The sequence below is a fragment of the Amycolatopsis sulphurea genome, assembly GCF_002564045.1.
In the GTDB taxonomy this organism is placed as follows: domain Bacteria; phylum Actinomycetota; class Actinomycetes; order Mycobacteriales; family Pseudonocardiaceae; genus Amycolatopsis; species Amycolatopsis sulphurea.
Window position 1 is genome coordinate 1,007,942 of record NZ_PDJK01000001.1, and the last position, 13,445, is coordinate 1,021,386.

Sequence of the window (13,445 nt, forward strand, 5' to 3'; positions counted from 1 at the left end):
TTCAGGGGGGTGGCCACCACCCCAACCCCCCGACATGGAACGATCACGTGTTCCCGTCATCTCACCAGTCGAGAGTGAACCGGCTGGTCGAGGCAGAAGTCGATCACGGGGCCAAGCCCAGGTGATGCCGCAGGGTCGGGCCCTCGTAGTCCTCCCGGAAGACGCCCTGGTCCTGGAGGAGGGGGACGACCTGGGTGGCGAAGTCGTCCAGGCCGCCGGGGGTGACGTGGGGGACCAGGATGAAGCCGTCGGCGGCGTTGGATTGGACGTAGGTGTTGAGGGCGGTCGCGACGGTGTGGGGGGAGCCGATGAAGGTCTGGCGGCCGGTGACTTCGATGATCAGGTCGCGGGTGGTGAGGGACTTCGCTTCGGACAGGGCGCGCCATTCGCGGGCGGTTGCTATGGGGTCGCGGTACATGCGGACGCTGGCGCGGCCTTGGGAGATCTGGGCCTGGCCTACCACCGGGTCGAAAGAGGGGAGGGGGCCGTTCGGGTCGTGGGAGCTGAGGTCGGTGTTCCAGAGTTGTTCGAGGAATTTCAGGGCGGTTTGCTCGCTGACCTGGGCGCGGCGGATTTCGTGCGCCTTTTCGTGGGCTTCGGCGTCGGTGTCGGCGAGGGCGAAGGTGGCGGCGGGGAGGATGAGCAGCTGGTCGGGGGTGCGGCCGTGGGCGGCCAGGCGGGACTTGACATCGGAGTAGAAAGCTTGGCCTGCTTCGAGGGTGCCGTGGCGGGTGAAGATCGCGTCGGCGGTGGAGGCGGCGAATTCGCGGCCTTCCTCGGAGTCGCCGGCCTGCAGGATCACGGGGCGGCCTTGCGGGCTGCGGGGGACGGGGAACTGGCCTTCGATGGTGAAATGGTCGTCGTGGTGGGCGAAAGTGCCTGCGGTGACGTTATCGAGGAACTGGCCGGAGCGCTTGTTCGCTACTACTTCCGTGCCGTGCCAGGAATCGAAGAGTTCGGTGGTGGTCTGGAGGAAAGTCTTTGCGCGTGAGTAGCGCTGGTCTTGGGGGAGGAAACCGCCGCGGCGGAAGTTTTCGCCGGTGAAGGCGTCCCAGGAGGTGACGACGTTCCAGGCGGCGCGGCCGGCGGAGAGGTGGTCCAGGGAGGCGAACTGCCGGGCCACCTCGAACGGTTCGTTGAAGGTGGAGTTGATGGTGCCGGCCAGGCCGAGGCGATCGGTGACGGCGGCGAGGGCGGCCAGCACGGTGAAGGTGTCGGGGCGGCCGACGACGTCGAGATCGTAGATCTGCCCGGCCTGTTCCCGCAGGCGCAGGCCTTCGGCGAGGAAGAAGAAATCGAACTTGGCGCGTTCGGCGGTCTGGGCCAGTTTGACGAACGAGCCGAATTCGATGTGGCTGCCCGCCTCGGGATCGCTCCACACGGTCGTGTTGTTGACGCCGGGGAAGTGCGCGGCGAGATGGATCTGCTTGGTCATGGGGATCTCCAGCCGGGATCAGGCGGCGTAACGGGCGGCGGGGCGGGGCAGGCCGAGCAGCCCGCGCAGGGTGCCGGCTTCGTAGCCGGTGCGGAAAGCGCCGCGGCGGCGTAGTTCGGGTACGAGTCCGTCGGTGATCGCGGTGAGGTCGTGGGGCAGAGTGCCCGGACGGAGACGGAAACCGGACAGGCCGCTCGTCTGCCAGTCGAGCAGCAGGTCGGCCAGGGCGGCGGGGGTGCCGGTGAAGACGTGCGCGTCGGAGGTGAACTCGGCGAGGGAGTCGAGCCGGGCCTTGCGGTCGACGGCGGCCTGCGTGGTTTCGTCGAGGAAGACGACCAGGTCGGCGAAGATCTGCAGGTGCCGGCCGGATTCTGCGGCGCGGACCTCGGCGACGATCGACTCGCTGTGGGTGCGGTCGCTGGGGGTCACGTAGACGAGGTCGGCTTGGCGGGCGGCGAGGCGGTAGGCGACGGGATTGTGTGCCAGCGCGGCGACAGGCGGCTGTCCTTGCGGCGGGCGCGGGGTGATCGACGGGCCTTTGACGGAGAACCAGCGGCCTTCGAAATCGATGTAGTGCAGCTTGTCCCGGTCGACGAACCGGCCGGTGGCGACGTCGCGGATTTCGGCGCCGTCTTCCCAGCTGTCCCACAAACGGCGGAGCACCTCGAGGTAATCGGCGGCCTCGTCGAAGAGGTCCTCCGTACTCCCAGGCGTCCGGCGGCCGAAGTGCCGGAATTCTTCGAGGCTTCCGGAAACCTGCGCGCGTACGCCGGCCCGGCCGGTGCTGACGTAGTCGAGCGTGGCGATCGCCTTCGACAGGTGGAACGGTTCGGTGTGCGTGACGACGGCGGTCGGAATGAGCCCGATGTGCGAGGTGAGTGGCGCGACTCGCGAAGCGATCAGGACTGCGTCCAGCCGCGGCTGCACGAGGTCGGTGCGCACGCCGGTCGCCGAAGGGCTGCGCAGGGACAGGAAGTCTTCGAAGGTGACGAAATCGAGGTGCGCGGCTTCGGCCTGTCGCACGAGATCGGCCCAGTACCCGGCGGTGAACAGGTCGGACGGGCGTGCGTCGGGTTCCCGCCACGCTGCCGGATGCCAGCCGGCGCCGTCCAGTGCGACCGCGAGCCGTGGTCCGGTAACCGCTGTCATACTGCGTCCCTCCGCTGTCCGACACCGTTCGATACTGGCAGTGTCCGCTGGATCGCGGGATGCGTCAGCTGTACCCAGCGTTTGGGATTCGTGGTGTGGAGGGAATAAACGGGAGGGGCTCAGTCCAGGTCGATGCGGATGCTGAGCAGATCGGTGCCGACCGTCCGGATGACAGCCCGGTCCATCCGTGGCAGGGACTTCAGCCGGGCACGGAGGTCGTCCTCGGGAACGAGACGCGCGACGCCCTGGTGCCAGCGTCCGTGCAGCCGGAGGCGGACACGCGGGTCGGCCTGGATGTTGCGGACGTAGTGCGAGCGCAGGCCGAATTCCGACACCAGCCAGAACCGGTCGCCGGTGCGGCGCCCGGAGATCGGGGTGCGCCGGGGCAGTCCCGAGGTACGGCCGGTGGTCTCGAGCAGGGTCTGCCCGGGCAGCCGGGACAGCGCCGGATTGATCAGTTTCCGCTGGAAGCGGGTGACGAGGCGGTGTTGCCGGTCGCCGGGACGGGCGGGGTGCGCGACCCGGCGCATCCGCGCGGGGATCACGCGGCGGTGGACCGGTACGGCGAGTGACCACAGCAGCCGCGCGGGGGAGCGGTGGAAGTCGACCTCGGTGGTCCACTGCACGTAGCCGGTGCCGAGCCGGATCGCGTTGCGGGCGGTCATGATCCGCGACGGGATCTCGAGCACGACACTGTCCGGAGTGGACTCGGCGATCGTCCAGCCCAGCACGCGGTCCGGCGCCCGGCGGCTCCGCAGGCCGAGGCAGCGCCAGCCGGCGCGCAGAAACATCCGCGTCGGCAGCGACGCGTCCTCCCAGACGGCGCGGGCCCACTGCTCGGCGGTGCGCTGGTCGCCGGCATCGCGCTCGGCGTACAACGTGGACGTGTAATCCGGCACGGCCGCCCCCTTGCTGCACACGTGTCCAATAAGGCGAGGCTAGGCACTTGGTGTACACGTGTCAAGTAAGGTGCCGGGATGAGCGGTCGACGCCTGGACCCCGGCGCGCGGCGGGCGCAGCTGATCGGGATCGGCGCCCGGCTGTTCGCCGAGCGGCCGTACCACGAGGTGCGGATGGACGAGGTCGGCGCGGCCGCCGGGGTGTCCCGCGCGCTGGTGTACCGGTACTTCCCGAGCAAGCGGGACCTGTTCGCGGCGGTCTACCGGCGGGCCGCGGACGAGCTGGTCGCGGCGACCGGGGCCGGTTCGCCCGGCGCGGTGGGCGACTGGGTCGCCGCGGGGCTGGACGCGCATTTCGACTACTTCGAGGCGAACGCGACGACGGTGCTGGCGGCGAACCGGGATTTGGCCGGGGATCCGATGATCCAGAGCATCATCACCGACGAGCTGGCGACGCTGCGGAGCAGGCTGCTGGACGCGCTCGAAATCCCCGAGTCCCGCCGGGAAGCCGTGGGAGTGGCGTTGCTGGCCTGGCTTTCGTTCGTGCGGGTGAGCAGCGTGGAATGGTTGCTGCACCGGCGGATCGGCCGGGACGAGCTGCACGCGCTGTGTCTGCGGACACTGGCCGCGGCACTGGAGCCGGGGAACGGCAGGTAACCGGCTTACGCCCGGCGGACGAGTTCGTTCTCGAGGGCGGCCCGCGCGCCGCGCAGCGCCAAGCGCAGCTGGTCCGGCTTGCGGCGGACCTGGGCCAGCAGCAGGCCGCCCTGGATGGCGGCCATGGTGAGATCGGCCAGCTCCGTGACGTCGCTGTCCGCGCGCAGCTCGCCGGACTCCTGCATCTGCCGCAGCCCGGCGATGAGCGGGGCCTCCCAGCGGGCGAAGGCGTCCACGAACGCCTGCCGGGTCAGCTCGTCGCGGCCGCCGAGCTGGGCGGCCAAGGAACCGATCGCGCAGCCGCCGATGGCGTCCTGCCGGGTCCCATTCGCCACGATCGCGGCGAACCAGTGGTCGATTCCGGCGAGTGAGTCCAGCCCTTGCAGCAACGGTTCCTGTGCGGCCAGCACCGTGTCCACAGTGGAATGAACGACGGCGCGGACGAGATCGTCCCGGTCGTCGAAGTAGTGGTAGAGCTGGCTGCGGCCGACGCCCGCGGCGCGCTCGACGTCGTCCAGCGTCACGGCCGCGACGCCGCGGCGCTGGATCAGCTCCGCGGTCGCGTCGAGGATGCGCTGCCGGGTCGCGCGGCCCCGCGCGGTGCTGGGTGTCTGGCTCACGGCGACTCCTGTACCCCTCGGTACAGCGGCGCTGTACTCGATGATACATTCTGCCGTACGAGTTTCTGTACTGCACAATACAGTCCGCGGCCGGGCCGCGGGCGGTGAGGAGGAGCCGTGAGCCGGTTCGCGGTCACGAACACCCGGGTGTTCACCGGGACGCAGGTGGCGGACGCTTCGGTGGTCGTCGTGGCGGACGGGACGATCACCTCGGTCGGCCACGAGGTGCCGCCGGGGCTACCGGAGGTCGACGGCCGGGGCGGGACCCTGTTGCCGGGCCTGATCGACGCCCACACCCACTCTGACGAGGAAGGGCTTCGCACCGCGCTGGACTTCGGCGTGACGACCGAGCTGGACATGATGTCGGTGCCGGCCGTGATGACCCCGCTCCGGGAGAAGGTGCGCACGGATTTCGGGCTGGCCGACGTTCGCTCTTCCTCGTGGGGCCTGGCGCATCCTGACGGGCATCCGCACCAGGTACGGCGCGGGATGGGCGATCCGGTCTGGCCCACCGCCGCCGTCCCGGAAGAGGCGGCGGCGTTCGTGGAGGGCCGCCTCGCCGAGGGCGCGGACTACCTCAAGATCATGGTCGAGGACGGCGCGGCGATGGGTACTTCGCTGCCCAGGGTGCCGCCCGGCGTCGTGGCCGCAGCGGTGGCGGCGGCGCACGAGCACGGGATGCTCGCACTGGTGCACACCTTCAGCGCGGAGGCCACCAGGCTGGCGGTCGACGTGGGCGCGGACGGGGTCACGCACCTGCTCTACGACGAGGTGATCGACGACGACCTGCTGACCAGGATGCGCGCGCAGGACATGTTCGTGATCAGTACGCTCGCGGTCACGGCTTCCGCTGCCGCCGACGGTTCCGGTCCGCGGCTGGCGGCCGATCGGCGGGTGGCCTCGCGGCTGGACGAGGCGGTGCGGGACAACCTGAGTCAGGAGTTCGGCTGGGGTGCGGACCTGTCGGTCGCTCTGCGCTCGGTCGCGCGGCTGCGCGAAGCCGGCGTCGAGATCCTGGCCGGGACCGACGCCTCCCACCTCGGCGGGCTGGGGCTCGCTCACGGCGCCAGCCTGCACGACGAGCTTCGCCTGCTGGAAGCCGGCGGGTTCAGTCCGGTGGAGGCGCTGAACGCGGCGACGCGGCGGACCGCGGATCGGTTCGGTCTCTCCGATCGTGGCCGGATCGAGCCGGGTGCCGTGGCGGATCTGCTGCTCGTGGACGGGGATCCGACGACGCAGCTCTCCGCCATGCTGAACACCCGCGCGGTCTGGCGGCGGGGGCATCGCCGGTGACGTTCAGGCCGCCGGTTTCCAGCCCAGCCGCGGGCCGAGCCGGGTCGCGAGGTCGGTGAGGATCTGTACGTAGTCCTCGTGGTCGAACGTGAACGGGAGCGCGAAGGCGACCTCCTCGACCTCGCGGAAGGCGAGGTGTGCGTGGAGCCGCTCGGCGAGTTCCGCCGAGGAGCCCACGAAATCGGGGGAGAAGAGCAACTTCGCCGGGCCTTGCGGCTGGGTTGTGCGCGGCAGCCGTTTCGCTGCGTACGCCTGGTACTTGGCGCGTTGTTCCGGGGTGGCGCTGTCGGTCGGGATCACGACGAGGCCTTGGGACACGCGGGCGAGTTCGCCGTCCGGATGGTGTGCGCGGAACGTCTGGATGTGGGAGAGCTGGATCTCCTCGAACCGCCCGGCTCCCTCGGCCCGGACGACGCTGCTGGTCAGGTAGTTCATCCCGTGCTCGCCGGCCCATTGTGCGGAACGGCTGCTCCCGCCGCCGTACCAGAGGCGGCGGCCGAGGCCGGGGGACTGCGGCTGGACGCGGTCGGAGAACACCTCGATCCCCTCCTGCCCGCGGAATCCGGAGGCCTGTTCGCCGCGGATCAGCGACAGCAGCCGGGACACGCGACCGTAGCTGAAGTCCTCCTGGTCGCCGGTGTCCGGATAGAGCGCCTCCCGGACCGCGTCGTAGTGCATCGGCGGGCCGACGCTCACGCCGGGATTGAGCCGTCCGCCGGAGAGAATGTCCACAGTGGCCAGATCTTCGGCGAGCCGGAGCGGGTTCTCCCAGCCCAGCGGGATGACCGCGGTGCCCAGCTCGATCCGGCGGGTGCGCTGGGTGGCCGCGGCGAGCACCGCGACCGGGGACGAGATGCCGTACTGCAGGTGCCGGTGCCGTACCCACGCGCTGTCGAAGCCGAGCTGCTCGCCCAGCTCGATGATCCGCAACGTGGATTCGTGCCCGGGGCGTGGATCGTCGCCGTCGAACAGGCCGATGGTGAGAAACCCCAGTTTCCGCAGGGGGCGGGTGGACGGCGGCACGGCTGGTCCTCCTTCACGGGCGGCTGCTGCCCGGACGAACAGCCGGGCCAGGGCCGGTGTTCCGGTTCCCAGCAGGTGGACGTCCGGCAGAAGTCAATACTTGACAGTGAACCTGAGTGGTCAGAATATTTCTGACGGCCCGGTCGTGCGCCCGCCGTGGCGTTCCGCCCTCGTGCCGAGCCTGCCCGCCCGCGGGGAAGCCCCGTGGGTCCGCTCGACGCGTCAGGAGCAACCATGCCCGTCCCCGCCCGCCGGACCGCGTTCGCCGTTGTGCTCGCGCTCGCCGCGATGGGGCTGTCCGCCCCGGCCGCGACGGCCGCCCCGGGCAGCACCCCGCCCGATTCGTTCTGGGGTGACACCGGCGCGATCCCGCCCGCGCAGAACGTGCTCACCGTCAAGGTGCTCAACCGCACCAACGGCAAGTACCCGGACGATCAGGTGTACTGGAGCTTCAACGGCCAGACGCACTCGATCGCCGAGCAGCCGACCGTGGACATGGGCGCGAACTCGTCCGGCCGGATGAACTTCTTCCTCGGTTCGCCGGAGGGCAAGTACACCGACTTCATCGAGTTCACCGTGGGAGACCACGTGTTCAACGGCAACACCACCAGGGTGGACGCGTTCGGCCTGAAGCTCGCGATGCGGCTGCACTCCCGCGACGGGTTCGACACTCAGGTCGGCGACGATTACGAAACCTTCCAGCAGGACCGGGCGGCGACCTTCGCCCGGTTCCAGAGCGAGGTGCCGGACGAGTTCAAGGGCCTGGCCCAGGGACAGGACCGGATCCTGGCGCCGGGCAAGAGCCCGGACTTCCAGCCGGGCGGCAAGAACGAGAACTACTTCACCGACTACGCCCGGTCGGCCGGCGTGAACGAGACGACCGGGAACATCGCCGCGTGCGCCGGCTCGCTGGCACAGGCCGCGGACAAGTGCGCGGCGCTCAACCGGCACACCGCGGACCTGCCCGTCGGCCAGCAGCAGAACCCGGCGCACTTCTACCAGGCCGCGCCGGCGAACTACTACGCGAAGTTCTGGCACGACCACGGCATCGACAACCGTGCGTACGGCTTCCCGTACGACGACGCGGCCGGCCAGTCCTCGTTCGTTTCGCACAATGACCCGCAATGGCTGGAGGTCGCCGTCGGCTGGTAACCGCGTTCAGGCGTCCACCCGGCGCGCACCGGGGACGGCGGCGAGCAGGGTCCGCGTGTACTCCTCGCGGGGCCGGTGCAGCACTTCGCCCGCCGGTCCCTGTTCGACGAGCCGTCCCCGGTGCAGCACCGCGACCTGATCCGCGATCTCCTGCACCACGGCGAGGTCGTGGGTGATGAACAGGTAGCTCAGCCCGAGTTCGTCCTGCAGCGTGACCAGCAGCTTCAGGATCTGCGCCTGCACCGACACGTCGAGTGCGGACACCGGCTCGTCGAGCACCACGAGATCCGGCCGTAGCGCCAGCGCCCGTGCGATGGCGGCGCGCTGGCGTTGCCCGCCGGACAGTTCGGCGGGGCGCCGGGCCAGCAGAGCCGAGGGGAGCGCCACCTGGCCGGCTAGTTCAGCGACCCGGCGTTGGCGTTCGGCCCTGCTGCCGACGCCGAACGCGCGTAGCGGCTCGCCGATCACCTCGGCGATGGAGAAGCGGGGGTTCAGCGAGGCGTACGGATTTTGATAGACCAGCTGGAATCGCCGCCGTAACCGGCGGAGTGCGGCGGCGGAGCGGGGGAGCTCCTTGCCGTCGAAGAAGACCGTGCCGGAGCTGGGGGTTTCGAGACCGACTGCGATCCGGGCGGTGGTGGTCTTGCCGGAACCGGATTCCCCGACCAGGGCGAGCGTGCGTCCGCGGCCGAGCTGGAACGAGACGTCGTCGACCGCGCGGACGGATCCGTGTCCGCGCAAGGAAAAGGACTTCACCAGAGAATCGGCCGACAGCAGCACGTCCGTGGCCTCCGGACGTGGCGCGCGAGCGGTGGTGCTCGACAGGCTCGGCGCGGCGGCGAGCAGGCGCCGGGTGTAGTCCTCGGCCGGGGCGGCGAGGAGTTCCGGTGTGGGCGCCTCTTCGACGAGCCGGCCCTCGGACAGCACCACGATGCGGTCCGCGCGGTCTGCGGCGACGGCGAGATCGTGCGTGATGAGCAGGATCGCGGTGCCCGACTCGGCAGCCAGTGCCGCCAGGTGATCGAGGATCTCCCGTTGCACGGTCACGTCGAGTGCGCTGGTCGGCTCGTCGGCGATGATCAGCCGCGGCTCGCCGGCCAGCGCGATCGCGATCAGCACGCGCTGCCGCAGGCCGCCGGAGAGTTCATGCGGATACTGCCTCGCTCGCAGCTCCGGCCGGTCCACGCCGGCGCGGCGCAGCAGGGCGACGGCGCGGGCCGCCGCCTCGCGGCGGGGGGCCAGGCGATGGATCAGCAGCACCTCGGCGACCTGCTCGCCGACCCGGCGGACCGGGTCGAGCGAGACCGTCGGATCCTGCGGTACCAGCGCGATCCCGGTGCCCCGCACCCGCTGCCAGTCCTTTTCGGACAGTCCGGTGAGCGCGGTTGCCTCGAAGGTGATCCGGCCGCCGTGGATGCGGCCGCCGCGGGGCAGCAGGCCGATCGCCGCGTGCGCGGTGGTGCTCTTGCCGGACCCGGATTCGCCGACCACGGCGACGATCTCGCCCGGCTCGACCTGCAGCGTCACCCCGCGCACGGCGGGCACCACCCCGGAGGGGGTGTGGTAGGAGACGGTCAGGTCGTGGATTTCCAGCAGGCTCATCGCGGCGCGCTCCGTTCTCCGTCGAAGGCCCGGGACAGGCGGTTCGCGGCGAGCACGACGGCGGCCACGGCGAGTCCCGGGAACGTGGTCATCCACCAGGCGGTGGCGAGGAAGGTGCGGCCGCCCGCGACCAGCGCGCCCCATTCCGGCGTCGGCGGGCTCGCCCCGAAGCCGAGGAAGCTGAGCGCTGACACCTCCAGCACCGCGGTGCCGACCGTGACCGTGGCCAGCACCAGCACCGGCCCCAGCGCGTTCGGCAGCACGTGCCGGGTCAGCACTTCCGCCCAGCGGACCCCGGAGGCACGGGCGGCTTCGACGAAGACGCCCGAACGCACCCGCAAGACCTCGGCCCGCATCAGCCGGGCGAACGCGGCGAGGTTGGCGACGCCGACCGCGATCGCGACGTTCGTGGTGCCGAAACCGAGCGCGGTGACCAGCGCCAGGGACAGCAGGATCGCGGGCACGGCCTGCAGGACGTCGACCACCCGCATCACGAGGGAATCGAGCCAGCCGCCGCGGAACCCGGCGACCAGGCCGAGCGCCGAGCCCGCCAGGAACGCCACGACCACGGCCAGCACGGTCGCCCGCAGTGAAAGCCCGGCGCCGTGCACCACGCGGGAGAACACGTCGCGGCCGGTCTCGTCGGTGCCGAACAGATGCGCGGACGACGGTCCTTGCAGCCGTTCCGCGGGAACCCCGGCGATCGGATCCTGGCTGGTCAGCAAGCCCGGCGCGAAGGCGGCGACGAGCACCAATGCCAGCAGCAGCACGGAAAGCACGAGCCCCGGCTGGTGGAGCACGAATCGGGACCGCCGGGGCAGCACGGCCTCAGCCATCGATGGTCACCTCCTTCCGCACCCGCGGATCGAGCAGCGGGTAGACCAGATCGACGAGCAGGTTCAGCACGACGAAGAAGAACGCGGCCAGCACGATCACCGCCTGTACCACCGGCACGTCCTGCGCGGTGACCGCGGACGCGGTGATCCGGCCGAGCCCGTCGCGGGAGAACACGGTCTCGGTGACCACCGAACCGGCCAGCAGGTTCCCGGCGACCACGCCGGCCAAGGTCAGCGCGGGCAGCCCGGCGTTGCGCAGCGCGTGTCCGAAGTGGACCCGGCCGCGGCCGGCGCCCTTGGCCCGCACGATCTCCACATACGGCTCGGCGAGCTGGGTGCGCAGGCTCTTCGCCAGCACCTGCGCGATGATCGCGCCGGTCGGCAGCGCCAGCGTGATCGCGGGCAGGATGAGCGAGGCGAACCCGGCGGAACCGAGCGCGGGGACCAGCCGGAGGCGGAACGAGAACAGCTGGATCAGCAGCAGTCCCACCCAGAACGGCGGCAGCGATGTGCCCAGTGGCGGCAGGGACAGCAGGGCATGGCTCAGCCACCGGGCGCGCGTGTAGGTGCCGAGCACCGCGACCGCCCCGCCGAAGACGACGGCGAGCAGCAACGCGAGCCCGGTCACGGCCAGCGTGGGCGGCAGTGCGGTGAGCACCATGTGTGTGGCGCCGTCGCCGGTTGTCACCGAGACACCGAAGTCGCCGTGCAGCGCGGCGAGCAGGTGTTTTCCGTACTGCACGAGGATCGGCTGGTCGAGTCCGAACTGTGCACGCAGCTGGGCGACCTGTTCCGGGGACGCGCTGGGGCCACCCTCGGCGGAGCCGAGTTTCGTGAGCACCGCGTCGCCGGGTAGCAGGTAGAGGATCAAGAACGACAGCGTGAAGGCGGCCCAGAGCACGACCACTGCCTGCAAGAGCCGCCGTATCAGGTTCATGAACCGGACACCCACGCGTCGAACAGCTGCAGCCGCGACGAGGCCTCGAACCCGACGTCGTGCGCCTTCGGGCCGACGGCGAGCACCTGGGTCAGCTCGAAGACGGGGATCGCGTACGCCTGTTCCACAATGGTCCGCTGTGCTTGCTCGGCGGCCGGTTTACGTCGCGCAGTGTCCACAGTGGCCGATTGTTCGGCCAGCGAGGGTTCGAGCGGGTTGTCCGCGGGCAGCCGGCTGCGATTGCCGCCCTTGACGGAGAACTGCTGGCGCAGGATGTCGGGATCGGCGCGGGTCACGTTGTACCAGAGGAAGTCGTAGTCACCGCTCTGCTGGATTCTGCTCGTCTCCGTATTGGTGTGCAGCTCGATCCGCAGATCGAAACCGATCTTGCGGAGCTGCTGCTGGACGAGTTCGAGCACGCTCTGGTTCTGGTTGAACACCGCGGAGAACACCACCGAAGCGGTGAGCCGCTGCCCGTTCTTCACACGGATCCCGTCCGGCCCCGGCACCCAGCCGTCCGACTCCAGCAGCGCGCCGGCCGCGGCGGGATCGTAGGCGAGGGCTTTCGACAGATCCGTGTAGAACGGCGTGGTGGAGCCGAGAATGCTCGTGGCGGGCTTGTAATTGGCCGACAGTACGGTGCTGGTCACCTCGGGCCGGTTGATGCCCTTCGACACCGCCTGCCGGACCTTGACGTCGGCCAGCACCCCGCGGGTCACGTTGGCGTGCAGGTTGAACACGACGCCGGGATTGGGCCGGACGGGTTCGCTGAACCCGTTGCCGGTGAACTGCGCTTCGTCCACCGGCTGCACGTCGGTGATCGCGTCGAGCTGCCCGGAGGCGAGACTGCCGGTGCGGACGCCCGGTTCCGGGACCACCCGGTAGTCGATGCGGTCGAGGTAGGCCGCGCCCTGGTGCCGCCACAGCGGAGAGCCCCAGCCGTAGCCGGTGCGCTTGCTCAGCGCGATGTCCTGGTTCGGCCGGAACCCGGTGACCACGAACGGACCGGAGCCGATCAGCCCGTCGCCCTGGCAGCGCTGCTCGGCGGTGCGCCGGTAGGCCGACGGCGCCAGCACGCCGAGCGACATCGTGGAGCTGGCCTGCAGGAATTGCGCGTTCGGCGCGCCGAAGTCGATCCGCACCGTGGCCGGGTCGACCACGGTCGCGGCGCGGTAGCCGGCCAGGTAGCTGTTCCCGAGCAGGGACTTGGCGCCGAGGGCCACGATCCCGTCGAAGCTGGTCTTGACCGCGGCGGCGTCCACCGGAGTGCCGTCGGAGAACGTCGCGCCGCCACGCAGGTGGAAGGTGAAGCTGGTGGATTCGCCGCCGACGGTCCAGTGGTCGGCGAGCCACGGCACGATCGCGCCGGTCTTCGGGTCCTGGTCGGTGAGCGAGTCCACCACCTGGCGCCCGACGTTGAGGGCGGCGTTCGTGGCCGCCTGCTGGGGGTCGATGCAGTCCGGCGCGGAGGAGAGGCCGAGGCGGAGCGTGCCGCCCGGGCGGGGCGGGCCGGAATCCTGCGGCCCGGAGCCGTCGGCGACCCCGCAGGCGGCGAGCGCGAGCGGGAGGACGAACGCGGGGATCGCGCGGACGAGCCGGGGCGGGGCGGATCTGGCGGGGCGGGACACGGCTTTCCTCCAACGGCGCGGATGGTGCGGAACGGACCCAGCTCACCCGCTCGGGCCGGGCGGCTGAACCCCGTCCCACTGCGTGAGCGGGCGTCCCACGTGGTGACCGTCGTCGCCGGAACCGGTTGACCGGCAAGGGAAACCGGGGTTACGCGCCCGCGTGATAGGTGGCCGGTCTTTGTTCGGCCAGTGCGTCCGGCGGGCGGGAACCTCC

General features: G+C 70.6%; 12 protein-coding genes. 3 read left to right on the plus strand and 9 right to left on the minus strand.

Going from position 1 to position 13,445, the window contains the following annotated elements; genetic code table 11:
* Positions 1 to 103: 103 nt before the first annotated feature.
* The 3 genes from ATK36_RS04545 to ATK36_RS33265 all read right to left on the minus strand — a co-directional run bounded on the left by ATK36_RS04545 (position 104) and on the right by ATK36_RS33265 (position 3,483).
* Complete coding sequence (locus ATK36_RS04545) at positions 104 to 1,435, minus strand: NtaA/DmoA family FMN-dependent monooxygenase (protein WP_098509948.1); 1,332 nt, start codon at positions 1,433 to 1,435, stop codon at positions 104 to 106.
* Positions 1,436 to 1,453: 18 nt separating this feature from the next.
* On the minus strand, positions 1,454 to 2,584 hold the full coding sequence (locus ATK36_RS04550) for an LLM class flavin-dependent oxidoreductase (protein WP_098509949.1): 1,131 nt from the start codon (positions 2,582 to 2,584) through the stop codon (positions 1,454 to 1,456).
* Positions 2,585 to 2,703: 119 nt separating this feature from the next.
* Entirely contained in the window at positions 2,704 to 3,483 is a 780-nt protein-coding gene (locus ATK36_RS33265) for a nitroreductase/quinone reductase family protein (RefSeq protein ID WP_245914329.1), read from the minus strand.
* 78 nt (positions 3,484 to 3,561) lie between these two features.
* On the opposite strand from ATK36_RS33265, the gene ATK36_RS04560 reads away from it, so the two are divergent.
* Positions 3,562 to 4,140, plus strand: a complete 579-nt coding sequence (locus ATK36_RS04560; protein WP_098509950.1) for a TetR/AcrR family transcriptional regulator — start codon at positions 3,562 to 3,564, stop codon at positions 4,138 to 4,140.
* Positions 4,141 to 4,145: 5 nt separating this feature from the next.
* Here the strand turns inward: ATK36_RS04560 and ATK36_RS04565 are convergent, their stop codons facing one another.
* Positions 4,146 to 4,760: a TetR/AcrR family transcriptional regulator gene (locus ATK36_RS04565; protein ID WP_098509951.1), complete on the minus strand. Its 615-nt coding sequence runs from the start codon at positions 4,758 to 4,760 to the stop codon at positions 4,146 to 4,148.
* A gap of 117 nt (positions 4,761 to 4,877) precedes the next feature.
* Here ATK36_RS04565 and ATK36_RS04570 point away from each other — a divergent pair, with 117 nt between their 5' ends.
* On the plus strand, positions 4,878 to 6,053 hold the full coding sequence (locus ATK36_RS04570; protein ID WP_098509952.1) for an amidohydrolase family protein: 1,176 nt from the start codon (positions 4,878 to 4,880) through the stop codon (positions 6,051 to 6,053).
* A 3-nt stretch (positions 6,054 to 6,056) separates the two neighbouring features.
* Here ATK36_RS04570 and ATK36_RS04575 read toward each other — a convergent pair whose 3' ends face one another.
* Positions 6,057 to 7,076: an LLM class flavin-dependent oxidoreductase gene (locus tag ATK36_RS04575; protein ID WP_098509953.1), complete on the minus strand. Its 1,020-nt coding sequence runs from the start codon at positions 7,074 to 7,076 to the stop codon at positions 6,057 to 6,059.
* Positions 7,077 to 7,310: 234 nt separating this feature from the next.
* On the opposite strand from ATK36_RS04575, the gene ATK36_RS04580 reads away from it, so the two are divergent.
* Positions 7,311 to 8,228 (plus strand): glycoside hydrolase family 64 protein, encoded by a 918-nt coding sequence (locus ATK36_RS04580; RefSeq protein WP_098509954.1) that lies wholly within the window; start codon positions 7,311 to 7,313, stop codon positions 8,226 to 8,228.
* Between the two features lie 6 nt (positions 8,229 to 8,234).
* Here ATK36_RS04580 and ATK36_RS04585 read toward each other — a convergent pair whose 3' ends face one another.
* The 4 genes from ATK36_RS04585 to ATK36_RS04600 are packed head-to-tail and all read right to left on the minus strand — an operon-like array spanning position 8,235 to position 13,186.
* Entirely contained in the window at positions 8,235 to 9,830 is a 1,596-nt protein-coding gene (locus ATK36_RS04585) for a dipeptide ABC transporter ATP-binding protein (protein WP_098509955.1), read from the minus strand.
* Entirely contained in the window at positions 9,827 to 10,666 is an 840-nt protein-coding gene (locus ATK36_RS04590; RefSeq protein WP_098509956.1) for an ABC transporter permease, read from the minus strand. The genes ATK36_RS04585 and ATK36_RS04590 overlap by 4 nt, the downstream gene beginning before the upstream one ends.
* The gene (locus ATK36_RS04595) at positions 10,659 to 11,603 is read right to left on the minus strand and encodes an ABC transporter permease (RefSeq protein WP_098510338.1); all 945 of its coding nucleotides are present in this window, start codon (positions 11,601 to 11,603) and stop codon (positions 10,659 to 10,661) included. The genes ATK36_RS04590 and ATK36_RS04595 overlap by 8 nt, the downstream gene beginning before the upstream one ends.
* The gene (locus ATK36_RS04600) at positions 11,600 to 13,186 is read right to left on the minus strand and encodes an ABC transporter substrate-binding protein (RefSeq protein ID WP_386999482.1); all 1,587 of its coding nucleotides are present in this window, start codon (positions 13,184 to 13,186) and stop codon (positions 11,600 to 11,602) included. Before ATK36_RS04600 ends, ATK36_RS04595 begins: the two co-directional genes overlap by 4 nt.
* Positions 13,187 to 13,445 lie beyond the last annotated feature (259 nt).